Consider the following 22789-nt stretch of genomic DNA (forward strand, 5'->3'; position numbering starts at 1 on the left):
CAGATAATCCCTTACAATCTCTATTTTCTTCTCGTATGCCACCTTACTTCTGGACATAAATATCTCCCCCTATAGAAGCAGTGTTTTATTTCACTGTCTCCTATAGGGGGAGCATATCATCTTGCCGCGGGGGCTGTGTTCGTTTATACCAGGGGCGCCAGTACCCGCAGGATGGATCGGAACAGACGACGGGGCCAGGACCGCTCCAGGCACTGCTCCAGGGTGATTTTCTGGCTGGCCAGCTGGGTGGCCAGAAAGTCGGCCTTGATATCCAGCACCGTGGGGTCCTGGTAGAGAAGGACCGCGTCCTCAAAGTGCAGGAACATACTGCGGTAATCCATGTTGATGGTGCCCACCACTCCGCACACGTCGTCGGATACCACATTTTTGGCGTGGACAAAGCCGGGGGTGTACTCAAAAATCTGTACCCCCGCTTCCAGCAGAGGCTGGTAGTGGGAGCGGGTCAGCTCAAAGACCAGCTTTTTGTCCGGGATGTGGGGGGTGATGATGCGCACATCCACCCCGGATTTGGCGGCGTTGCACAGAGCGGTATTGACGCTGTCACTGACGATGAGATAGGGTGTCATGATATAGATATACCGCTTGGCTTTGGAGATCAAGTTGAGATACACTGTTTCACCCACCGGCTCGTTGTCCAGGGGATTGTCGGCATAGGGCTGCACAAAGCAATCCGATCCCAGAGCGGCCTCGGGAGGCAGGGAGGTGGGCCGCAGGGCGGCATAGTCCACCTTGACCTCCCGGATATATTCCCACATGGTGAGAAACATCACCGTCATGCTCCAGGCCGCCTCGCCCTTTACCAGGATGGCGCTGTCCTTCCAGTGGCCGTAGCGCAGCTTTTGGTTGATATACTCATCCGCCAGATTGATGCCGCCGGTAAAGGCGGTGTGGCCGTCGATGATGCACAGCTTCCGGTGGTCACGGTTGTTCATACGGATCGAAATGACCGGTTTAAAGCGGTTAAAGCAGCAGCAGGGGATACCGGTTTCCTGCTCGAATTTTTCGGCGTAATTGGCGGGCAGGGTGCCAAGGGAACCCACATCGTCATAGATCACCCGCACGTCCACGCCGGCGGCGTACTTTTCCTTCAAAACCTCCACGATGGAGTCCCAGAATACACCGGGGGCCAGGATAAAATACTCCAGGAAAATATAGCGCTTGGCCTTTTTCAATTCCTCCAGCATGGCGGGGAAGGCGTCGTCTCCCAGAGCAAAGTACCGTGTCCAGGTGTTGGTATATACCGGGCAGCGGGCGTACCGCTCCAGATAGCGGGCCTGATTCACCGCATCCTGGCTCAGCACGGAGAGCTTTTTAGCCTTATAGTCATCCTCCAGCTGCTCCAGCATGGTGCGATCCATACCCTGCATCTTCCGGCGCATCCGGGCGGACAGCTTGTTGCCGCCGCACAGCAGGTAGACCAGCCAGCCGAACATGGGGAACAGCAGAATGGGGATGATCCAGGCGATTTTGTAGCCCGGATCGGTCTGCCGCCGAACAATGACCAGCACAGCCAGCAGAGACAGTACCACACAGGCCCAGTACACATAGACATAGTAACTCCAGGCCCATATCATAGGTACCAACAGCACCGCAGCTTGCAAGAGGATCAGCACCGCCACGATGACCGAGCGCTGAAAGAGAAAGGAAGATAGCTTTTTAACGTTCACTGGGTCACTCCTTACCGCATGACGGTTACTTCACCACCACATTTTCCCCGCCCAGCAGTTCCTTCAGTTCTTCCACGAGGGCTGGATGGATCACACAGGGGGCAGACAGCAGCTTGCCGGTGTCGGCGCAGCGGATCACCAGCTGTTCCGTGCCGGGGAACATGGTGAGTACCAGCTTGATCCGGCGCCAGTAGGGGTCCTCCAGGCTGGGGATGCGGATGTATAGCTTTTTGATCTTCACCGCAGGCTGGTCCGGCTCCTCGCAGCCGTCCCGCAGGTGGTCCAAGGGCTGTACCCGGTCGCACATAAGCTGAGGGGCCTTTTCGTCCCGCACCGAGATGCGCCCCTCGGCCAGCAGCGGCACATTTTCCTTCAGATAGGGGCCGCACTCGCCCAGAGCACGGGCAAACACCAGCATCTCCATGGAGCCGGTGTCGTCCTCCAGGGTGACATAGGCCATCAGCGTATTGTTGCGGGTGGTGCGGGTACGGGAGGCGGACACCACGCCGGCAATGGTCACCCGCTGCTCGTCCCGGAAGGTGGTGGGACCGCCCTCCTGGGCAAAGTCGGAGAGAATGGCGCCGATGGAGGCCACCTTCCGTTTTTTCACCAGGTCCCGGTACTCGTCCATGGGGTGGCCGGACAGATAGAGACCGGTGGTCTCCTTCTCCATGGTCATCAGCTCCCGGCGGGAGAACTCGGGAATATGTTTCAGGTTGAGCTGGGGAGCGGATTGGGGCTCGTCCCCGCCGCCGCCGAAGAGATCGAACTGCCCCTCCAGATTCTTGCGCTTGTTCTGGGCGATGGAGTCTACCAGAGACTCATAGGCGTCCAGCAGCTGGGAGCGGAAGATTCCCATGCTGTCAAAGGCGCCGCACTTGATGAGACTTTCCAGCACCCGCTTGTTCAGGTCGGAGTCAAACATCCGCTGGCAGAAGTCGGGGAAGGAAGTGAAAGCGCCCTTCTTTCGTTCGGTCAGTACATCATTGATGAAGCCACGGCCCACGCCCTTGACGGCCACCAGACCGAAGCGGATGTGGTCGCCGGACACGGTGAAGTCGGCCCCGGATTCGTTGATGTCGGGGGGGAGGAGTGGAATGCCGCAGTCCTTGCATTCGGCAATATATTCGGCCACCTTTTCGCTGGAGTCCAGCACTGAGGTGAGGAGGGCGGCCATGTATTCCTTGGTATAGTGGCACTTGAACCAGGCGGTGTGGTAGGCCACGATGGCGTAGCTCACCGCGTGGGCCTTGTTGAAGGCATACTGAGCGAAGGCCTCGATCTCGTCATAGATATCCTCGGCGGTCTGCTGGGGGATGCCGTTTGCCATGCAGCCGGCGATGTTCCGCTCGGGGTCGCCGTGGACAAAGGTGTGTCGCTCCTTCTCGATCTGGGCCTTCTTCTTTTTGGAGATGGCCCGGCGCACCATGTCGGCCTGGCCCATGGTGTATCCCGCCAGACGGCGGAAGATCTCAATGACCTGCTCCTGGTACACGATGCAGCCGTAGGTCACTGACAGGATGGGCTCCAGGGCGGGGTGCTTGTACTTCACCTTGTCCGGATTGTGCTTGCAGGCGATGAACCGGGGGATGGAGTCCATGGGGCCGGGGCGGTAGAGGGCGATGATAGCGGTGATATCCTCGATGTTGTGGGGCTTCAGACCCACGCATACCCCGGTCATGCCAGCCGATTCCATCTGGAACACGCCGGAGGTCTTGCCGTCGGACAGCATCTGGAACACCTCCGGATCGTTGTCCGGGATGTTGGCTAGAGAGAAGCCGGGGTGCTTCTGAGCCACCAGCTTCACCGTGTCGTCCAGGATGGTCAGGTTCCGCAGGCCCAAAAAGTCCATTTTCAGGAGGCCAAGCTCTTCCAGTGTGGTCATGACATACTGGGTGACCACCGATTCGTCGTTTTTGGCCAGGGGCACATAGTCCATCACCGGCTTGCGGGTGATGACCACGCCGGCGGCGTGGGTGGAGGCGTGGCGGGGCATTCCCTCGATGGCCTTGGCGGTGTCGATGAGTTCCTTTACCCGCCCGTCCCCCTCGTAGAGATCCTTCAGAGGCTTGGACAGTTGGAGGGCCTGATCCAGGGTGATGTGGAGGGCGCCGGGGCCGCTGGGCACCTGTTTGGCCACCGTGTCCACGTCGGCGTAGGGGATATTCAGAGCCCGGCCCACGTCCCGGATGGCCCCTCGGGCAGCCATGGTACCAAAGGTGACGATCTGAGCCACGTGGTCCTCGCCGTACTTGCGCTGGACGTACTCGATGACCTCCTGCCGCCGGCGGATACAGAAGTCGATATCAATATCGGGCATGGTGACACGCTCGGGGTTGAGGAAGCGCTCGAAGTAGAGGGAGTACTTCATGGGGTCCACATCGGTGATGTTCATGCAGTAGGCCACCATGGAGCCTGCCGCCGAGCCACGGCCGGGGCCCACCGAGATGCCCTGGCTTTTAGCATACCCAATAAAATCAGAAACGATAAGGAAGTAGTCCACAAAGCCCATCTGACGAATGACTCCCATCTCGTAGGCCAGACGGTCCTGGTACCCCTCGGGATCGTCAGGGTAGCGGCGGGCGTACCCCTCCCGGCACAGCTTCTCAAAATAGGCGTCCCCGTCGGTGTAGCCCTCGGGCAGCTTGAATTCCGGCAGGTGATAGGTGCCGAACTGGAAGTCCATGTTGCACAGATCGGCGATCTTCAGGGTGTTTTCCACTGCCTCCGGCCAGTCCGGGAAGAGGGCGGCCATTTCCTCGGTGGATTTTACATAGAGTTCGCTGGTCTCCATCTTCAGGCGGTTGGGGTCGTCCACCGTCTTGCCCATCTGGATACACATGAGGGTGTCCTGCATCTGGGCATCCTCCCGGCGGAGGTAGTGGGCGTCGTTGGTCACCACCAGGGGGATGCCGGTCTCCTGGTGGATGCGGATCAGCCCCTGGTTGATGGCGGGGTCATTGGGCAGGTTGTGGTCCTGAAGCTCCAGATAGTAGCCGTCCTCCCCAAAGAGCGCCCGCATTTCAAGGGCGATGGCCTTGGCTCCCCCGTAGTCTCCGGCCAGAATGCGCCGGGGCACCTCGCCGGACTGGCAGGCCGACAGGGCGATGAGTCCGGCGCAGTGCTGCCGCAGCAGCTCCTTGTCGATGCGGGGGCGGATATAAAAGCCCTCAGTAAAGGCGCAGGAGTCCAGGTAGCAAAGGTTGCGGTAGCCCTCCTCGTTGCGGCAGAGCAGGATCAGGTGGTTCATGGCGGCGTCCAGCTCGTGGACCCGGTCGGTACGGCCCCGGGGGGCCACATAGACCTCGCAGCCGATGATGGGCTTGATGCCCTCCGCCTTGCAGGCCTTGTAGAAGTCCACCACGCCGTACATAACCCCGTGGTCGGTGATGGCCACGGCAGGCTGACCCAGCTCCTTCACCCGCTTGACCAGCAGGGGAATGCGGCAGGCGCCGTCCAGCAGGGAGAACTCGGTATGGACGTGAAGGTGGACAAAGGACATGGGGATACCTCCTTGGGAATATGAAAATGGGGGTTATTGTTTGGAAAGTTCCACCAGCTTGCGCAGTCGGTGATTGAACGCGGATTTGCTGACCGGCGGATCGCACAGCTCGGCCAGCTGGGACAGGGTGAGCTCCGGGTGGGCCATCCGCAGGTCCACAGCCTCTTTCAGCTTGTCCGGCAGATCTTCCAGCATCCCCCGCTCCTCCAGTTTGTAGATGGCCTCGATCTGGCCCTGGGCGGCGTCCACCGCCTTGTCCAGGTTGGCGGCGTCACAGTTGACCCGGCGGTTGATGCTGCCCCGCAGGTCCTTCTCCGCCTTGGCGTTCATCAGATCCATAGCGGCCAACGGGGCTCCCATGGCGGTGAGAAAGTCCTCAATGGCGTTGCTCTGCTTGAAATAGGTGATGGCGTTGGCCTTGCGGTGGCTTTCCTTGGGGGAGAAGCCCATCTCCAGCAGCAGGGCATGGAGTTCCCGGCTCACCGACAGATGGGAGGTGGCCAGTTCCAGATGGTAGCGCTTGGCCGGGTCAGTCACTGAGCCGCCCGCCAGAAAGGCGCCCCGGAGGAAGGCGGTACGGCAGTGATCTTCCTCCAAAACGGCGTAATTGATGTGATGGACCAGCGCCTCCGCCGGATCATGTCCAAAAACAGACCAGAGGGCGGACAGCTTGTCCGGATCCGTGATGGAAAAGATGCGCTTGCCCGCCCCCTCTGCGGGCAGACGGTCAAAGCGCACCTGAAAGGCCTTTTGAAAAAGCTGGGGCAGCCGGTCGGCAAACTCCGGCGACTCGGTGGTGATGCGGACCTCGGTGGGGGTGGACAGGGAGCAGTAGAGCAGTACCCCGTAAGCCTCCGCCTGGGCGCAGCATTTTCGGTTGAGGGAGGCGCGGCACAGTTCCGCCTTGACCTGGGTGGAAAAGGACATGATACGCCCTCCTTACAGAATCCGAGTGGAGGCCCGCTCCTGGTACAGATCCATCACCGCGGCGGACAGCCGGGCAAAGGAGTGGCGGGCGTAGTCCAGGGTTTCAGAGGCCAAAGGACGGGTGACCAGCTCTACCCCCAGAGCCTCAATGGCGTCTTTGTCCACGATGATGGGGGCAGAGTCCTCCTCCTTGTACCGCTCCAGCAGGCCGGGGCGCACCGGGGCGGAGTTGCACAGACAGATATCAATGAGGCAGGGACCGGAGTGGCGCAGCAGTGCTTTCACATGGTCGGAGGCGGTCATACCCTCGGTCTCGCCATCCTGAGTCATAATATTGCAGATGTAGATCTTCAGAGCCTTGGAGGCGCATACCGCTTCGGAAATGCCGTCCACCAGCAGATTGGGAATGACGCTGGTGTACAGGGAGCCGGGCCCCAGCAGGATCAGGTCGGCCTCCTGGATAGCCCGGATGGCCTCGGGCAGGGCTTTGGGATGCTCGGGGAGCAGACGCACACCCTGGATGCGGCAGTCCTGGGCCTTTTTAAAGTCGCTGATCTTGGATTCGCCCTGGACTCTGGTGCCATTCTCAAAGGTGGCCTCCAGCACCACGTCGGCGTTGGTCACAGGCAGTACCCGGCCGGTGATGGCCAGAACCTGGCTCATTTTGGATACCGCCTCGTCAAAGGAGCCGGAGATCCCGTTAAGGGCGGCCAGGATCAGATTGCCGAAGGACTGGCCGGTGAGGTTGCCGGAGCCCTGGGGGAAGCGGTAGGTGAGCAGCTGCTGCATCAAAGGCTCGGCGTTGGCCAGGGCCTCCATGCAGTGGCGGATGTCTCCCGGAGGGGGCATCCCCAGATCCTGCCGCAGCATACCGGAGCTGCCGCCATCGTCGGCCACGGTGACGATGGCGGTCAGGTTCTTGGTGTGGTTTTTCAAACCGCGGAGCATGGTGGACAGACCGGTGCCGCCGCCGATGGCGACGACCTTGGGTCCCTGGGCCCAGCGGCGCTCATAAAAGGACTGATACACGGCGGCGCCTCCTTTACGCCCGGGTCATGTCCCGGTGATTTTCGGTGGCCTGATAGCCCTTTTGCTTGATGAACTCAGCCAGAGCGTGGGTAATGGCTACCGAGCGGTGCTGTCCGCCGGTACAGCCCACGGCGATGACCAGGGCCGCCTTGCCCTCTGCCACATAGAGGGGAAGGAGGAAACCGATGAGATTCTCCAGATAGTTCATAAATTCAGTGGTCTGACGATAGCCGAATACAAAGTCGTATACCCCGTCGTCCAGTCCGGTCTGGTGGCGCAGCTCGGCGATGTAATAGGGATTGGGCAGAAAGCGCACGTCAAACACCAGGTCGGCCTCGATGGGGATGCCGTACTTGAAGCCGAAGGAGGTGACGCTGACGCTCATCTCCGGGGTATCGCCGCCGTGGCTGAAGAGGCGCAGCACCTCCCCCCGCAGCTTGGCGGTGGAGAGGGCGGAGGTATCGATGATGTACTCCGCCCGCTGGCGGACAGGGGAGAGGACGGTGCGCTCCAGCCGGGCGGCCTCATCCAAAGAGTGTGCTGAGCCGGCCAGGGGATGGCTGCGGCGGGTCTCTTTGTACCGCTTGATGATGGTCTCCACGCTGGCCTCCACGAAGAGGATCTTGTACTCACAACCCATCTCCTGGAGAGCGTCCAGAGCGGAGAACAGCCCGTCGAAGGTCTGACCGCCCCGGATGTCGGTGACCAGAGCCACCCGGTCATACCGGGAGGGATTTGCCATGCACAGCTCAGCAAATTTGGGGATCAGGGGGGCGGGCATATTGTCGACCACATAAAAGCCGATATCCTCCAGGAAGGAGGCGGTTTTACTCTTGCCTGCGCCGGACAGACCGGAAATAATAATAAAATCCATAGGAACTCACCTCAAAAACCCAAAAACTTCACTTCTGGTTCCAAAGTAATGCCGGTCTCGCGGAGTACGGTGTTCTGGATCAGCTCCATCAGCCGGCGCACATCGTCGGCGGTGGCCCCACCGCAGTTGACCACAAAGCCGGCGTGCTTTTCCGATACCTGAGCCCCCCCCACGCCCACGCCTTTCAGGCCGCACTGCTCAATGAGAGCGGCGGCAAAGTGGCCCTCGGGGCGTTTGAAGGTGCTGCCCGCGCTGGGCAGGTCCAGGGGCTGCTTGGAACGGCGCTTCTGGGCCAACTCGTCCATTTTGGCTTTGATTGCAGCGGGGTCTCCGGGGGTGAGGGCAAACTCGGCCTCCAGAATGAGCCATTCCGGATGGTCGGTAAACAGGCTGTGCCGGTAGGTGAGGGCGCACTCCTCCACAGGCAGAGTGATCACGTCGCCGGCCTCGTTGAGGAAGGTGACGGAGGTGAGCACCTGGACCAGCTCGCCGCCGTAGGCGCCGGCATTCATGGTGACGCCGCCTCCCAGGGTGCCGGGGATGCCGTGGGCAAACTCCAGGCCGGTCAGGTCTCTGCCCAGGGCCGCCATGGCCAGCCGGGCTAGAGGAATGCCGCTCTCCGCCCGCAGACGACGGTTTACCTCCCGTACATCATCCAGTCCGGAGGTTTTCAGGACAAAACCGTCATACCCCTGATCGGACACCAGCAGGTCGCTGCCGTTGCCCAGAAAGAAGGGGGTGATGTCCAGTTCTCTGGCCGCCTGGACTGCGGCAATAGCCTCCTTCCGGCTTCTGGGCAGAGCGATCAGTCGGGCTGGACCGCCGATGCGGAAGGTGGTATAGGACGACATAGGCTCCTGCTCCCGCAGTTCCAGCTGAGGGATGCGGCGGCGCAGTTCCTGGATCAGAGTATCAAAACGGTCCATAGGGGCCTCCTTACAGTGTTGCGTACTGGTATTATATCAAAAACAGGGGGAAATTAGAAGTTCTTATCCCAGACCGAAAGCTTCAAATTGCTCCTTGCTGCCTCGAAATACGTTTAGATCAATGAGGGGCTGAGCGCCGGTGTAGCCCTCCAGTTTTGCGGAATGGGAGTACTGCCAAAAATGCCACCGGGGCACCAGCGGGAACACTGTGGGACTGGAACACCATACCGGATAATCGGCGTATTTGGCGTCGGTGAGGTAGCTGTAGTAGGAGCGGTAGGTCACATAGAGAATGGGCTTGACCCCATAGTGCGCCTCCAGCCGTGCCAGCAGAGGGTCCAGAATGCTCTGGACCTGGGCCTTCTCCGGCGGATTCTCCAGGTATTCACCGTAAAATTCAATATCCACCACCGGAGGCAATGTCCCCTCGGTGACCGGGACCATGGAAATAAAGTTGTCAGCCTGGGTCTCGCCGGGACTGTCATAGCTGAGGAAGTGGTAGGCGCCGGGCCGGACTCCGGCCTTCAGGGAACCGTTCCAGTTGGAGGCAAACTGCTTGTCCTGAAGGAGGGAGCCTTCCGTAGCCTTGATAAAGGCAAAATCCACACCCTGGCGTGCCAGGGCGTGCCAGTCCACCGTCCCCTGATAGGAGGATACGTCCACACCAAATACCTCCCACTGGTCCGGATTGGATTCGTGGGAGTACAGAATCAGCCCGCGCCAGCGCAGGAAGAAAAAGCCCAGCAGGAGGATTGCTCCCACCAGAAGAAGGATCAATATTGTACGCCGCAGGATGCGGAAAACTCGTCTCAAAAAGCATCACCAAACAGGATAGGGATTCAATAGACAATATGATACCCGGATGCGGGGGAAAAGGCAAGCAAAAACCAGCGGGATACCGCCTATGCAGTATCCCGCTGGAGTAGAATCAGCGCTTTTTGATGGATAGGAGCAGACCAAGCAGGATGCCCACAACGGCGGGGAGCACCCAGCCAAGACCCATGGAGGCCAGAGGCACATAGGTCAGGAAGGAGAGGGGAAGGCCGATGCCCTGGAGGGCATAGAACAGGCTGGCCACGCCGGCAAAGAGAATGGCCACCGGATAGACCATCCGCCGCCCTTCCAGCCAGCGCTGGAAGAAGGACAGGGCGATGAGCACGATAGCCATAGGGTAGAGTACCCCCAGAACAGGAGCCGACACGGAAATGATCTGAGCCAGACCGGCATTGGAGATCACCATGCTGACCACAGCGAACAGAATCGCCCAGCCCCGGTAGCTGAGACGGGGGAAGAGCTTGTGGAAGAACTCGCCGCAGGAGCTGATCAGGCCAACGCACACATTGAAGCAGGCGATGATGAAGATGGCGGCCAGCAGGGCGTTGCCCAGAGGGCCAAACAGCAGGCCCACCACATTGGTGAGGGCGGCGGCGCCGTCGGTGGGGTTGGGGACTGCGCCGCCGGACAGAGCACCGATGTGAGACAGCATGGCATAGACCACCAGCAGCATGGCCCCGGCGATAAAGCCGGAACGGATGGTGCCCTTGATTACGGCTTTGTCCTCGCTGACTCCCCTGGCCTGGATATTGACTGCGATCACAATACCAAAGGCCAGCGCGGCAATGGTATCCATGGTCTGGTAGCCCTCCAGGAAACCCTTGACCACCGGGTGGGTCACATAGTCGCCGGAGGCGGCTCCATAGCCGGACAGAGGGTTGACCAGACAGCCTGCAAAGGTGACCACGATGAGGACCACCAGAATGGGGCAGAGGATCTTGCCCAGCCGGTCGGTGAGCTTTTCCGGCCGCAGGGCAATGACCAGAGCGGCGGCAAAGAACACCAGGGAATAGATCAGCCGGAAGAGGGACAGAGGAGCGTCCGGTCCCGCAAAGGGAGGCACAGCCATCTCAAAGGAGGTGGTGGCGGTGCGAGGGATGGCCAGGCAGGGGCCGATGGCCAGATAGGCGGCGATGGTAAAGGCCTTGGAAAAGAGAGGGTGGACCCGGCTGCACAGGGTATCCAGACCTCCGGCGCGGGCCACTGCCACCACGCCCAGCACCGGCAGACCCACGGCGCTGACGGCCAGACCCAGAAATGCGGGCCAGGTAGCGGTGCCTGCCTGGGCGGCAATGCCGGGCGGGAAAATCAGATTACCTGCTCCGAAAAACATGGAGAACAGTGTGAGGCCCACGAGAAGCAGGCTCTTGCCCTTAAGCTGCATAAAATCCTCTCTTTCTGAATAAACGGGCTGACAGCCCGGGTGTTGGTTTGGCATGGAAGTAAAAACAGCGGCATACCAGTGGTATGCCGCTGTTTTTCTTTCGCAGTGCGTCAATTAGCCCTGGGAAATAGCACCCGTGGGGCAGGTGTCGGCACAAGTACCGCAATCGATGCAGGAACCGGCGTCGATCACGTAGTGGTCATCGCCCTGAGCAATAGCACCGACGGGGCAAGCGCCCTCGCAAGCGCCGCAGCTCACGCAAGCGTCGCTGATGACATAGGCCATTGGATACACCTCCAAACTTCAAAGCTAACGATATTGTATCATAACTTTTCAAAATTGCAATGCTAAAATGTGCGTACCATGGGTATATTTTTTTCTGGCGGGAAAAATGATAACTGCGATACGCAGCCGGAAGGGAGCGATCGGATGGAAAAGACATCGATGTTCCGCATGGAAGCGGCAGGGGACTTGACCCCTGAGCTGAACGGGGCTCCGTGCAGCGGGGCTCATCCGCACAGAACAAAGGAAAAGGGGCGTGGCACAAAGAATGAAGCCCGTCAAGAAGAAGCACAGGCTTTTTCCCTGGAGAAAGGGATGGCGAAGCGCCGGCATGAATGAGACCCGGTTTACCCAGCGTGCTCAGGCTGCTCTCCGGCTGGCTCAGGAGAGCGCGGCGGAACTGGGCCACGGTTATGTGGGCAGCGAGCATCTGCTGCTGGGTCTGGCCAGAGAGGGCAGAGGAGTGGCTTCCAAAGTGCTCCAGGCCGCTGGTTTGGAGTCGGAGAATCTGAAGGAGATGGTGGCCCAGCTGGTGGGGGTGGGTACGCCGGGGGGCGCCCCATCCCAGGGGCTTACCCCGCGATGCAAAAAGATCATTGAGCTCTCCCTCACCGAGGCGGTGCGGCTGGGCCACCAGTATGTGGGCACGGAGCACCTGCTGCTGGGCATCCTGCGGGAGGGGGACGGCGTGGCGGTGCGGGTGCTGGACGCCGCTGGGGTGGAACCCCGCCGGCTGCGGAGCGACCTGTCCTCTGCTATGGGAGGGGAGGCCCCTCCGCCCGCCTTTCGGGGGAGCGGCAAACCCCGTACCGAGCGGGACTACCCAGGAGAATCCAAGGTGCTGGAGCAGTTTGCCCGGGATCTGACCCGAATGGCCGCCGGCGGCCAGTTGGACCCGGTGGTGGGGCGGGACAAGGAGATCCGGCGGGTGATCCAGATCCTGTCCCGGCGGCAGAAGAACAACCCTGCCCTCATCGGGGAGCCCGGCGTGGGCAAGACGGCGGTGGCGGAAGGGCTGGCCCGGATGATGGCTGCCGGAGAGGTGCCGGAGGAATTGCAGCGTAAGCGGCTCATCTCCCTGGACCTGTCCGCCATGGTGGCAGGTACCAAATACCGGGGTGAGTTTGAGGAACGGGTCAAAAACGTTATGTCCGAAGTGCGGCGGGTGGGGGATGTGATCCTCTTCATTGACGAGCTCCATAATATCGTGGGCGCGGGCTCAGCCGAGGGCGCCATCGACGCGGCCAATATCATCAAGCCCGCTCTGGGCCGGGGGGAGATCCAGGTCATCGGCGCCACCACAACCGAGGAGTACCGCAAATATATTGAGAAGGACGCCGCGCTGGAGCGGCGGTTTCAACCAGTGGTAGTGGGCGAACCTGATCAGGAGACGGCTGAGGCCATCCTTTTTGGCCTGCGGGACCGCTACGAGGCCCATCATCGTATCACCATCAGCGACGGGGCCATCACCGCTGCCGTGGCCCTGTCCAGCCGGTATATCGGGGATCGCCGCCTGCCTGACAAGGCCATCGACCTGATGGATGAAGCGGCGGCCCGGGTACGGCTGGACCGGCTGGCAGCGCCCCCCGATCTGCGGGAGCTGGAGAACAAGGTGGCCCGGGCCAGGGGGGAGAAGGAGGAGGCCATCCGCAGCCAGGACTTTGAGAAGGCCGCCATGCTGCGGGATGCGGAGGAGGATTTCCGCCGGGAGCTGGACCAACAGAAGGCCCTGTGGCGGGCAGGCCAGAATACCGGCGCTGTGAGCGCCGAGGATGTGGCGGCGGTGGTGTCGGGGTGGACTGGCATCCCGGTCACTACTCTGACCCAGGCTGAGAGCGATCGCTTGCTCAGGCTGGAGGAGGACCTCCACCGCCGGGTGGTGGGACAGGAGGAGGCCGTCAAGGCGGTGGCCCGGGCGGTACGCCGGGGGCGGGTGGGCTTGAAGGAGCCAGAGCGGCCCACCGGCTGCTTTCTGTTCCTGGGCCCCACCGGCGTGGGCAAGACCGAGCTGAGCCGTGCCCTGGCAGGGGCTCTCTTTGGAAGCGAGGAAGCCCTGTTCCGATTTGATATGTCGGAATATATGGAGAAGCACGCTATCTCCCGGCTCATCGGCTCCCCGCCGGGCTATGTGGGCCATGAGGAGGGGGGACAACTCACGGAGAAGGTGCGGCGGCGGCCCTACTGTGTGGTGCTCTTTGATGAGATCGAGAAGGCGCATCCCGATGTGTGGGGCATCCTGCTCCAGATCATGGAGGATGGAGTGGTGACCGACTCTCAGGGCCGTAAAGCCGACTTCCGCAACGCTGTGGTGGTGCTCACCTCCAACGTAGGTGCGGCCAAGATTACCACGAAAGGCAGCAAACTGGGCTTTTCCGCCGCCGAGCACCGGGACGGGGAGACCCGGACGCCGGAAGAGCTGCGCAGCGCGGTGCTGGAGGATTTGAAAAAGGTGTTTCGGCCGGAATTTCTCAACCGTCTGGACGAGACCATTGTCTTTACCCAGCTGGGCCGCAGTGAGATCAAAGCCATTGCCCGCCGCCTGCTCTCCCGGGTGGGGGAGCGGCTTAAGGCTCTTGGAGTTACCCTGACTTGGACCGACGAGGCCCTGGATGTTCTGGCACAGCTGGGGTTCGACCCGGACTACGGAGCACGGCCTCTGCGCAGGACCATCCGCGCCCGGGTAGAGGACCCCGCGGCGGAGCTGCTGCTGGGAGGTAAGGCGGTCCGGGGCGATACCCTGGTAGTGGACCGGGCGGGAGAGACGCTGACGCTGCGGAAACAAGAAATGGAAAAGGAGAAGAAACCATGCGAAAACAACTGATGCTCCCTCTGGCGATTTTGCTGCTTCTGCTGGCTGGCTGCGGAGAGAAGATGAAGGAGCCAAAGATGCTGACAGCGGAGGAGCGAACAGAACTCTATCAGACCGCGATTGAAAACGCCCGGGATGCGGAAATGAACGAGGCCGTGCCGGTGGTAACCTCGGGAGAGGAGGAACTGGCCCCCGCCATCTTTGGCCTGATTGGAGTCACTGAGGAGGACATGACCGCCTATGCCATCGCGGTATCGCCCATGAACGTGAAGGCCTATGGTATTGCGGCCATCCTGCCCGCTGAAGGACGGGAGGCTGCGGTGGTGGACGGACTGCAGGCTTTTATCGACCGGCAGAAGAGCAACTTCCAGACTTACCTGGCCGACCAGTATGCCATTGCGGAAAAGGCCGGGCTGGAGACCCTGGAGGACGGCACGGTTCTGATGGTTATGTGTGAGGATTCGGACCAGGTGCTGAAGAATATCAAAACGGCCATAGAAGCCGGCACCTGATCAGCGAGCAGCCCTTGAAAGCCACGGCTTTCAAGGGTTGCGGCTTTTTCGGGGATGTAATATAATAGGAGCGTCCGTAATCAATGAAGTGGAGGCCTGTTTATGCAAGCAAGAGCCAGCGGGATCCTGCTTCCCGTATTCTCCCTGCCGGGGCCTTACGGCATCGGCACGCTGGGCAAGCCGGCCCGGCAGTTTATTGACTTTTTGGAGGCCGGAGGCCAGAAATTCTGGCAGATCCTGCCCCTTGTGCCGCCGGGCGGGGGTAATTCTCCCTATATGTCTCCCTCTTCTTTTGCCGGTAATCCCCTGTTTCTGGATCTGGATGAGCTGGCGGAGAAAGCTTTGCTGACCCAGGATGAACTGCGCTCCGCCTGCCGGGACAACCCGGACCGGGTGGATTATGCCTGGCTCCATGAGACGCGGCTTCCCCTTCTGCGGAAGGCCTTTGAGCGGGGTAGGGCGAAGTATGCTCCCCAACTGGAGCAGTTTGAAGCTCAGGAGGCGGACTGGCTGCCCGACTACGCCCTCTTTATGGCACTGAAGGAGTACTTTGGTGGTAAGGAACTGGCCGATTGGCCTGACGAAGTTCGTCTGCGTCAGCCTGCTGCAATGGCTCAATGCCGGGAAGAGCTGGCGGAGGAGTGTGCTTTCCAGGTTTTTCTGCAGTATCTGTTTTTCCGGCAGTGGAGGGCGGTCAAAACCTACGCCAATGCCAAAGGCATCTCCATCATCGGAGATCTGCCCATCTATGTTTCCCCCGACAGCGCCGAAGTATGGGGCAATCCGGAGCTCTTCCAGCTGAAAAAGGATATGCGCCCCTCCGGCGTGGCCGGTGTGCCGCCGGATGCCTTCTCCGACAAGGGCCAGCACTGGGGCAACCCCCTGTATGACTGGGATTACCATAAAAAGACTGGTTTTGCCTGGTGGAAGCGCCGTGGAGCCCATATGGCCAGACTGTACGACGTGGTGCGTATCGATCATTTCCGGGCCTTCCATACCTACTGGTCCATCCCCGAGGGTGCCAAGGACGCCCGGGAGGGGCACTGGGAGAAGGGGCCGGGCAACGACCTGCTGGACGTGCTGAAAAACGTGCCCGGCCTGGCCCTCATTGCTGAGGATCTGGGGGACCTGGATGCCGACGCCCTGGCTTATATCGCCCAGAGCGGCCTGCCCGGCATGAAGGTGCTGGTCTACGCCTTTGATCCGGTGGGGGAGAGCGCCTATCTGCCCCACAACTGCCCCCGGGACGCGGTGATGTATACCGGCACCCACGACACTCCCACCTTTGTCCAGTGGCTATTTACCGAGGCCAACCCGGACGAGCGGCAGTACGCCTTCGATTACCTGCGCCTGCGGGAGGATGAGGGCTTCGGCTGGGGTGCGGTGTGCGGGGCCTGGATGTCCCCCTGCCGTCTGGCCATCGCTCCCTTCCAGGATCTGCTGGGCCTGGGCGGGGACGCCCGGGTCAACGCCCCCGGCACCCTGGGGGACCAGAACTGGTCCTGGCGGGTGCGTGCAGACGCGCTTAACCCCACAGTATCCGGAAAACTGGCCAGAATTACCCGTACTTACCGGAGATAAACGACAGCCCGCCCTGCCGCAGATGCGGCGGGGCGGGCTGTTTGTTATCGCGCTATTTGGCCTGGGCGGTGGGGATCCGGCTGAACTGCAGGCTGACGTTGCCCATACCGCTGGTCAGGGACAGCTTGTGTTTTCCTTCGCCGCCGCTGACAGTGTAGGGTTGGGTCGTTTCCCCGTTAAGCCGGATGGTGCCGCTGCTGGCGGTCAGATCCCAGGTGTAATCCTCCTGGCTGCCGGCCAGATCCAGGGTTATGTTACCCATGCCGGTGGTCAGCGCGGTTTCCTCCACCGGAGCGGACACGGATAGATTGCCCATGCCGCACTCAGCCCGCAGACGGCCTTTTACGGCACAGTCGTCCCAGGTGAGATTGCCCATGCCCAGCGACAGGTCGGCCCGCTCCAGGATCGTTCCGGTGGGAACGGTGACCAGGACCCGCACATCGGGAGAACTTTCGCCGGAGGCGATGTTGTCCGATGTACTCCAGACAGAAAGGGTATCGCCGTCCTGACTGTACTTCAATTCCTGAGAGGCGTCATACCGGCTGTCCCACCCCCGGTTGATCAGACGCAGATGCCACTGGTCGCCTTCCTCCACCTGAATGTTGCCCAGGCCGATCGCAATGTCCAGCTTTGAGAAGGGTTCCACTTCGCCCTCCCAATCCTCCTGAACGGCAGGAGTTTGGACGGCGCTTCCCGTTTGGCCGGGCAGAAGGACCGGAACGGAGGTCTGCGGGCGGAACAAGAGAGCGTAGAGGAGAAGGGCTAGAATGGCGGCTCCAACAATCACCAGGACTGGCAGAAAAATCTGGCTTTTTTGCCTGCCGGGTTGGGGCGTGGGTATCTCTTTGGGCGGCTCGTTCCGATCTTTCAGCACCTGCTCCGCCACCGAGGCGGGGGAGCCCAGACGCTCTGCAACGGTCTCCTCATCCTCTTCGGAATCGGCAAAATAGGCTTCATAGTAGGAGAGCACGTCGTCCAGTTCCTCCGGCGGCAGCTTGCCCGCCAGAATGTCACGCAGTTCTTTTGAAAATTCTGCCTTATTCATGGTCCTCCTCCTTTTTCTCCAGCAGAAGCGCCTCGATCTGGCTCCGGTAGCGTATCCACTCCTCTCGATAACCGGACAACAGCGCCTGGCCGGCAGGTGTGATGGCGTAGTAGCGCCGGTTCCGGCCCTGAAAGGGTTTATCATAGACGGTGAGGCAGCCGCTCTGCTGCAGACGCCTCAAAACGGGATAGAGCGTGGACTCCGACAACTCCACCTGCTCCTTCATGCGCTGGGTCAGACGGTAGCCGTAGGTGTCTCCCTCAGCCAGTACTGCCAGCACACAGGCGTCCAGCAGGGGAGCGCCCAGTGGAAAGATCATGGCCAGACCCCCTTTCTGTTTGGCAATATTATATGACGTATAATATTGTTTGTCAACAATGATGTATAACAAATGGCCTTGTGAAAAGTGCGCCGGTAGCCGGGGTGTGGAAGAAAATTTTTGGGCACAATTCTTTCCGAATACGGAACTTCCTGTATTTTGAAGGTTTGCTCTTGTAAAAAAAATTTTTTTGTTATATTATGAAGGCTACGAAATTCTTTATAATAAGGATACCAGGTGAATCTATGAGTCTGCGGATTGGAATTGACATTGGTTCCACCACAGTAAAAGTGGTGGTATTGGACGAGGAGAACAAGCTGCTCTTCCGCTCTTATGAACGGCACTACTCCAAGGCCAGAGAGCGGGCAGCAGAGACCCTGCGTTCCATTGAAGAGAAGCTGCGGGGCAGACAAGTGCGCATCGCCATCACCGGCTCCGCCGGTCTGGGCGTGGCCAAGGCGGCGGACATCGACTTTGTACAGGAGGTGTATGCCACCGCCGCTGCTGTCAACACCTACATACCGGATACCGATGCCGTCATCGAACTGGGCGGCGAGGACGCCAAGATCATCTTCTTTGGCGGTGCGCTGGAGGAACGGATGAATGGCTCCTGCGCCGGCGGTACCGGCGCTTTCATCGACCAGATGGCCACTCTGATGAATGTGACGGTGAATGAACTGGACGCACTGTCCCTGAAGCATGAGAAGATCTATCCCATTGCTTCCCGCTGCGGCGTATTTGCCAAGAGTGATATCCAGCCCATTCTGAACCAGGGCGGCCGGAAAGAGGACGTGGCGGCCTCCATCTTCCAGGCGGTGGTGGATCAGACCGTGGCCGGTCTGACCCAGGGCCGCGAGCTCAAGGGCAAGATCGTCTTTCTGGGCGGCCCTCTCCACTTCCTCCAGGGCCTGCGGCAGCGGTTTGTGGAGACCCTGAAGCTGGACGAGGCCCACGCCATTTTCCCTGAGGACGGAGATTGTTTTGCCGGCATCGGTGCGGCTCTGTGCGCCACCGATTTCGCCGAATGTTCCTTTGACCAGATGCTGGACCGGCTGGAGAAAAGCGTGGACAATGTGGGATTGGTGGATACCATGCCGCCTCTGTTCCACGACCAGGCTGAGTACGACGCCTTCCTGACCCGCCACAACGCCATGCATCCCCCGGAGGTGGACATTAACACCTATTCCGGCGATGCCTGGCTGGGGATTGACGCCGGCTCTACCACCACCAAGATGGTTCTCATCACTGCCGACGGCGGCCTGCTTTACACCTATTACCACTCCAATTTGGGTAACCCGGTGGCCATCGTGCTGGATCAGTTAAAGGAGATCTACCGCCTGTGCGGTGACCGCATTGCCATCAAGGGAGCGGCGGTCACCGGCTACGGCGAGGAACTCATTAAGAACGCCTTTTCCTGCGACGCCGGTTTGGTGGAGACGGTGGCCCACTACAATGCCGCCCGTCACTTTAATCCTGACGTGGATTTCATTATCGACATTGGCGGCCAGGATATGAAGTGCTTCAAGATCCGCAACGGTGCGGTGGACTCCATCATGCTCAATGAGGCCTGCTCCTCCGGCTGCGGTTCCTTCATTGAGACCTTTGCCAAGGCGTTGGGCTACAACATCGCTGACTTCTCCAAGCTGGGCCTGCTGGCCCAGCACCCGGTAAACCTGGGCTCCCGCTGCACCGTGTTTATGAATTCCTCGGTGAAGCAGGCCCAGAAGGACGGGGCCAGTGTGGAAGATATCTCTGCCGGCCTGTCCATCTCCATCGTGAAAAATGCCGTGTACAAGGTCATTCGTGCTGCCAACGCCGATGATCTTGGCAAGCATATCGTAGTCCAGGGCGGTACCTTCCACAACGATGCGGTGCTGCGGGCCTTTGAGCTGGAACTGGGCCGCAATGTGACCCGGCCCACCATCGCTGGTATCATGGGCGCCTTCGGTGCGGCACTGGCTGCCCGGGACCTCCATCTGGACAAGAGTGCCATCCTGACGGCGGAGGACCTGAAGTCCTTCTCCCACACGGCCAAGCCCGTAACCTGCAACCTGTGTACCAACCACTGCTCCCTCACCGTCAACACCTTTGACGGCGGGCGGCGGTTCATCTCGGGTAACCGCTGCTCCCGCCCCCTGGGCAAGGAGCGCACAGAGAACCCCGACCTGATGCACTATAAGTACAAGCGGCTGCGGGCCCTTCAGGGCAAGGGGGCCGGCAACGGCGTCCGGGGCCGGATGGGCATCCCCTTCGGCCTGAATATGTACGAAAACCTGCCTTTCTGGTTTGAGTTCTTTACCCGCCTCAACTTTGAGGTGGTGCTGTCCCCTGAGTCCTCCCGTAAACTCTATCTGAAGGGCCAGCATACCATCCCGTCGGACACGGTGTGCTATCCCGCCAAGCTGCTCCACGGCCACGTGGAGGCCCTGGTGGAGGAGGGCGTGGACGCCATCTGGTATCCCTGTATGTCCTACAACAACGATGAGGGCATCGGCGATAACCACTACAACTGTCCGGTGGTGGCCTATTATCCCGAGCTGCTGGCCGCCAACGTGCCTATGCTTAAACAGACCAAATTCCTGGATCCCTATGTGGGCCTGTGGCGGCATAAGGATTTTTCCAAACGCATTGCCACAATTATGGAGAAGGAATTCAACATCCCCAAGCGGGAGACTGAGGCGGCTGCCAAGGCGGCCTACACGGCCTATGACACCTATCTCCACGATGTGCGGGAGACGGGCAAGCGCTATGTTGAGTACGCCCGGGCCCATGATATGCCCATCATTGTGGCCTGCGGTCGTCCCTACCACATTGACCCGGAGATCAACCACGGAATCAATGATCTCATTACCTCTTTTGGTTTTGTGCTGGTCACCGAGGACGCCCTCAGTTATTTGGAGGGCTACGCCCCCCGCAAGGTGCTCAATCAGTGGACCTTCCAGTCCCGGATGTACAACGCCGCCCGCTATGTTTGTACTCAGCCTGATATGCAGGTAGTGCAGCTGGTCAGCTTTGGCTGCGGTACCGATGCCATCACCACAGATGAGCTGCGGGACATTCTGGAAAACGGCGGCAAGCTGTACACCCAGCTGAAGATCGACGACATCAGCAATCTGGGAGCCGTCACCATCCGCGTTCGCTCTCTGATGGCGGCTATGGACGCCCGTAAGCACCAGGACTGAGAAAGGAACCATGTTACTATGGCTGAACTGATTTACGATAAGACGGGGCGGCTGCTGTTCACCAAGGAGATGAAGGAAGAGTACACCATCCTCTTTCCCACCATGCTGCCCGTCCACTTTGGCCTGATTGCCCGCGTTTTGGAGCAGGAGGGCTATAAACTGGAGATGCTGACCACCAACCACCGCAACATCGTGGATGAGGGCCTGAAGTATGTCCATAACGACACCTGCTATCCCGCTTTGCTGGTCATTGGGCAGCTCATTGATGCGGTAAAGAGCGGTAAATATGATCCCCATAAGGTGGCCCTGCTTATCACACAGACCGGCGGCGGCTGCCGGGCCTCCAACTACATTCACCTGCTGCGCAAGGCTTTGGTGAAGGCGGGACTGGAGTATATTCCCGTCATCTCCCTCAACCTGTCGGGCCTGGAGCAGAATCCCGGCTTTAAACTGAACCTGGACATCATCCGTAAGGCTATCTTTGGCTTGATGTACGGCGATATCATCGTCCAGTCGGCCAACCAGGTCCGCCCCTACGAGGTGGAGGAGGGGCAGACCGAGCGTACCATCGAGGCGGTGCAGAGCCACCTGCTGGAGGAGATGAGCAAAGGCAAGGGCCTGTCCTTCAAGAGCATGGTGGAGAACTTTGACCACATTGTGGCAGCCTTCAAGGCTATCCCGGTGCAGGGAGAATCCAAGGTGCGGGTAGGCGTGGTGGGCGAGATCTACATCAAATACTCCCCGCTGGGCAATAACAACCTGGAGCAGTTCCTTCTCTCTGAGGGGGCGGAGCCGGTAGTGCCCGGCCTTACCGACTTTATCATCTTCAAGATCTACAATCGGGAAGTGGACGTGGACATTTATGGCGGAAAGTGGGCCAAAAAGACCGCCTGTGCCGCCCTGCGCCACTATGTAGAGAAGTGCCAGCGGGCCATGATCGACGCCATGAAGCGGGGTGGCTTCCGGGCTCCCGGCACCTTCCAGGATCTGCGCCGGCTCATCAAGGGCTACCTGGGCGAGGGTAACAAAATGGGTGAGGGCTGGCTGCTCACCGCCGAGATGCTGGAACTCATCCACACTGGTACGCCTAATATCGTGTGCACCCAGCCCTTTGGCTGCCTGCCCAACCACATCGTGGGCAAGGGTATGATCCGCAAGCTGAAGGATGACTATCCCAACTCCAACATTGTGGCTATCGACTATGACCCCGGCGCCACCAAGATCAACCAGGAAAACCGTATCAAGCTGATGCTGGCCAACGCCCGGGCTCTGGCCCGGCAGGCGGCTCAGCAGGAGGCTGAGACGGTAGGGGAAGAGGTCCATGTCTGATCACCTGCGCTTTGTGGATGCCTGCTCGGAAGAGCATTTTGCTGCTATGAGCGCCATCCATTGCAGAGGGTGGCGGGCAGCTTATCCGGGCTTTGTACCAGAGGACTACTTGAGAGAGGTCATCACGGAGGAACGTTGGATTCCGTTTTTTCGGGAAGACTATGCTGCCAAGAGGTGCAAAGGGCTTTTGCTTTACGAAAATGGCGTTTCTATAGGGTGCTGTAACTACGGTCCCATCCGCAGCGGTCCCAGTCCCCGACAAAGTGAGGAATTGGTGATCAAGTCCTCCAATTACAGCGGATGAGGTGAGGTGATTTCCCTTTACGTTGAGCCTGCCAGAACCGGTTACGGGTATGGAGGGCTGCTCTTGGAGGAGGCGGTCCGCCGCCTGAGCGAGACTGGCTATCCAGGCTGTGCCCTGTTTGTTCTGAAGGAGAATGAAGGGGCCCGCCGGTTCTATGAACGGCACGGCTTTACTTGGGATGGCACTGTGCAGAAGGTGCCTTTTCCCCACAATATGGTTTGTAACGACCTGCGCTACATCAGAAGTTTATAAGCGCCCAGCG

At 60.0% G+C, this 22789-nt stretch carries 19 protein-coding genes; 8 read left to right on the plus strand and 11 right to left on the minus strand.

The window, feature by feature from the left end:
* Window positions 1-143: 143 nt before the first annotated feature.
* The 9 genes from cls to fdxA form a co-directional block, all read right to left on the minus strand.
* Window positions 144-1688: a cardiolipin synthase gene (cls, locus tag WHJ28_RS00005; RefSeq protein WP_340039069.1), complete on the minus strand. Its 1545-nt coding sequence runs from the start codon at window positions 1686-1688 to the stop codon at window positions 144-146.
* A gap of 25 nt (window positions 1689-1713) precedes the next feature.
* The gene (locus tag WHJ28_RS00010; RefSeq protein WP_340039070.1) at window positions 1714-5190 is read right to left on the minus strand and encodes a DNA polymerase III subunit alpha; all 3477 of its coding nucleotides are present in this window, start codon (window positions 5188-5190) and stop codon (window positions 1714-1716) included.
* A 33-nt stretch (window positions 5191-5223) separates the two neighbouring features.
* Window positions 5224-6117 carry a DNA-binding protein WhiA gene (gene whiA, locus WHJ28_RS00015; RefSeq protein ID WP_340039071.1) on the minus strand — a complete coding sequence of 298 codons (894 nt, stop codon included), beginning with the start codon at window positions 6115-6117 and terminating at the stop codon, window positions 5224-5226.
* Window positions 6118-6129: 12 nt separating this feature from the next.
* Complete coding sequence (locus WHJ28_RS00020) at window positions 6130-7146, minus strand: gluconeogenesis factor YvcK family protein (protein ID WP_340039072.1); 1017 nt, start codon at window positions 7144-7146, stop codon at window positions 6130-6132.
* 13 nt (window positions 7147-7159) lie between these two features.
* Window positions 7160-8020, minus strand: coding sequence for an RNase adapter RapZ (gene rapZ, locus WHJ28_RS00025; protein ID WP_340039073.1), 861 nt, complete (start codon window positions 8018-8020; stop codon window positions 7160-7162).
* An 11-nt stretch (window positions 8021-8031) separates the two neighbouring features.
* On the minus strand, window positions 8032-8946 hold the full coding sequence (gene murB / locus WHJ28_RS00030) for a UDP-N-acetylmuramate dehydrogenase (protein WP_340039074.1): 915 nt from the start codon (window positions 8944-8946) through the stop codon (window positions 8032-8034).
* 63 nt (window positions 8947-9009) lie between these two features.
* The gene (locus WHJ28_RS00035; protein ID WP_340039075.1) at window positions 9010-9759 is read right to left on the minus strand and encodes a glycoside hydrolase family 25 protein; all 750 of its coding nucleotides are present in this window, start codon (window positions 9757-9759) and stop codon (window positions 9010-9012) included.
* Between the two features lie 115 nt (window positions 9760-9874).
* Entirely contained in the window at window positions 9875-11164 is a 1290-nt protein-coding gene (gene brnQ / locus WHJ28_RS00040; RefSeq protein WP_340039076.1) for a branched-chain amino acid transport system II carrier protein, read from the minus strand.
* Between the two features lie 114 nt (window positions 11165-11278).
* The gene (fdxA, locus tag WHJ28_RS00045) at window positions 11279-11449 is read right to left on the minus strand and encodes a 4Fe-4S ferredoxin (protein ID WP_087189254.1); all 171 of its coding nucleotides are present in this window, start codon (window positions 11447-11449) and stop codon (window positions 11279-11281) included.
* 144 nt (window positions 11450-11593) lie between these two features.
* Between fdxA and WHJ28_RS00050 the strand changes: the two genes are divergently transcribed.
* The 4 genes from WHJ28_RS00050 to malQ all read left to right on the plus strand — a co-directional run bounded on the left by WHJ28_RS00050 (window position 11594) and on the right by malQ (window position 16348).
* Window positions 11594-11785: a hypothetical protein gene (locus WHJ28_RS00050; RefSeq protein ID WP_340039083.1), complete on the plus strand. Its 192-nt coding sequence runs from the start codon at window positions 11594-11596 to the stop codon at window positions 11783-11785.
* Entirely contained in the window at window positions 11778-14267 is a 2490-nt protein-coding gene (locus tag WHJ28_RS00055) for an ATP-dependent Clp protease ATP-binding subunit (protein WP_340039085.1), read from the plus strand. Before WHJ28_RS00050 ends, WHJ28_RS00055 begins: the two co-directional genes overlap by 8 nt.
* The gene (locus tag WHJ28_RS00060) at window positions 14252-14767 is read left to right on the plus strand and encodes a DUF4358 domain-containing protein (RefSeq protein ID WP_340039087.1); all 516 of its coding nucleotides are present in this window, start codon (window positions 14252-14254) and stop codon (window positions 14765-14767) included. The genes WHJ28_RS00055 and WHJ28_RS00060 overlap by 16 nt, the downstream gene beginning before the upstream one ends.
* A 102-nt stretch (window positions 14768-14869) precedes the next feature.
* Complete coding sequence (malQ, locus tag WHJ28_RS00065) at window positions 14870-16348, plus strand: 4-alpha-glucanotransferase (protein ID WP_340039089.1); 1479 nt, start codon at window positions 14870-14872, stop codon at window positions 16346-16348.
* A 52-nt stretch (window positions 16349-16400) separates the two neighbouring features.
* Here malQ and WHJ28_RS00070 read toward each other — a convergent pair whose 3' ends face one another.
* Both WHJ28_RS00070 and WHJ28_RS00075 read right to left on the minus strand, forming a co-directional pair.
* The gene (locus tag WHJ28_RS00070) at window positions 16401-17393 is read right to left on the minus strand and encodes an HAAS signaling domain-containing protein (protein ID WP_340039091.1); all 993 of its coding nucleotides are present in this window, start codon (window positions 17391-17393) and stop codon (window positions 16401-16403) included.
* Window positions 17386-17712 (minus strand): PadR family transcriptional regulator, encoded by a 327-nt coding sequence (locus tag WHJ28_RS00075; protein ID WP_340039093.1) that lies wholly within the window; start codon window positions 17710-17712, stop codon window positions 17386-17388. The genes WHJ28_RS00070 and WHJ28_RS00075 overlap by 8 nt, the downstream gene beginning before the upstream one ends.
* 245 nt (window positions 17713-17957) lie before the next feature.
* On the opposite strand from WHJ28_RS00075, the gene WHJ28_RS00080 reads away from it, so the two are divergent.
* From WHJ28_RS00080 to WHJ28_RS00095, 4 genes are read left to right on the plus strand one after another with little or no spacing between them, the layout of a single operon-like run.
* Complete coding sequence (locus WHJ28_RS00080; RefSeq protein WP_340039095.1) at window positions 17958-20894, plus strand: acyl-CoA dehydratase activase; 2937 nt, start codon at window positions 17958-17960, stop codon at window positions 20892-20894.
* A gap of 18 nt (window positions 20895-20912) precedes the next feature.
* The gene (locus WHJ28_RS00085; protein WP_340039096.1) at window positions 20913-22223 is read left to right on the plus strand and encodes a 2-hydroxyglutaryl-CoA dehydratase; all 1311 of its coding nucleotides are present in this window, start codon (window positions 20913-20915) and stop codon (window positions 22221-22223) included.
* Window positions 22216-22527, plus strand: coding sequence for a hypothetical protein (locus WHJ28_RS00090; RefSeq protein ID WP_340039098.1), 312 nt, complete (start codon window positions 22216-22218; stop codon window positions 22525-22527). Before WHJ28_RS00085 ends, WHJ28_RS00090 begins: the two co-directional genes overlap by 8 nt.
* 6 nt (window positions 22528-22533) lie before the next feature.
* Window positions 22534-22779, plus strand: a complete 246-nt coding sequence (locus tag WHJ28_RS00095; RefSeq protein WP_340039100.1) for a GNAT family N-acetyltransferase — start codon at window positions 22534-22536, stop codon at window positions 22777-22779.
* Window positions 22780-22789: the final 10 nt, after the last annotated feature.

Origin of the sequence: Flavonifractor porci (assembly GCF_037572415.1) — a bacterium.
GTDB classification, from domain to species: Bacteria; Bacillota; Clostridia; order Oscillospirales; family Oscillospiraceae; genus Flavonifractor; species Flavonifractor porci.

Bases quoted from the DNA above. Each gene is read 5' to 3' on its own strand.
- WHJ28_RS00010 (WP_340039070.1), bottom strand. From the start codon at position 5,190: ATGTCCTTTGTCCACCTTCACGTCCATACCGAGTTCTCCCTGCTGGAC.
- whiA (WP_340039071.1), bottom strand. From the start codon at position 6,117: ATGTCCTTTTCCACCCAGGTCAAGGCGGAACTGTGCCGCGCCTCCCTC.
- rapZ (WP_340039073.1), bottom strand. From the start codon at position 8,020: ATGGATTTTATTATTATTTCCGGTCTGTCCGGCGCAGGCAAGAGTAAA.
- murB (WP_340039074.1), bottom strand. From the start codon at position 8,946: ATGGACCGTTTTGATACTCTGATCCAGGAACTGCGCCGCCGCATCCCT.
- brnQ (WP_340039076.1), bottom strand. From the start codon at position 11,164: ATGCAGCTTAAGGGCAAGAGCCTGCTTCTCGTGGGCCTCACACTGTTC.
- fdxA (WP_087189254.1), bottom strand. From the start codon at position 11,449: ATGGCCTATGTCATCAGCGACGCTTGCGTGAGCTGCGGCGCTTGCGAG.
- WHJ28_RS00050 (WP_340039083.1), top strand. From the start codon at position 11,594: ATGGAAAAGACATCGATGTTCCGCATGGAAGCGGCAGGGGACTTGACC.
- WHJ28_RS00055 (WP_340039085.1), top strand. From the start codon at position 11,778: ATGAATGAGACCCGGTTTACCCAGCGTGCTCAGGCTGCTCTCCGGCTG.
- WHJ28_RS00060 (WP_340039087.1), top strand. From the start codon at position 14,252: ATGCGAAAACAACTGATGCTCCCTCTGGCGATTTTGCTGCTTCTGCTG.
- malQ (WP_340039089.1), top strand. From the start codon at position 14,870: ATGCAAGCAAGAGCCAGCGGGATCCTGCTTCCCGTATTCTCCCTGCCG.
- WHJ28_RS00070 (WP_340039091.1), bottom strand. From the start codon at position 17,393: ATGAATAAGGCAGAATTTTCAAAAGAACTGCGTGACATTCTGGCGGGC.
- WHJ28_RS00075 (WP_340039093.1), bottom strand. From the start codon at position 17,712: ATGATCTTTCCACTGGGCGCTCCCCTGCTGGACGCCTGTGTGCTGGCA.
- WHJ28_RS00080 (WP_340039095.1), top strand. From the start codon at position 17,958: ATGAGTCTGCGGATTGGAATTGACATTGGTTCCACCACAGTAAAAGTG.
- WHJ28_RS00085 (WP_340039096.1), top strand. From the start codon at position 20,913: ATGGCTGAACTGATTTACGATAAGACGGGGCGGCTGCTGTTCACCAAG.
- WHJ28_RS00090 (WP_340039098.1), top strand. From the start codon at position 22,216: ATGTCTGATCACCTGCGCTTTGTGGATGCCTGCTCGGAAGAGCATTTT.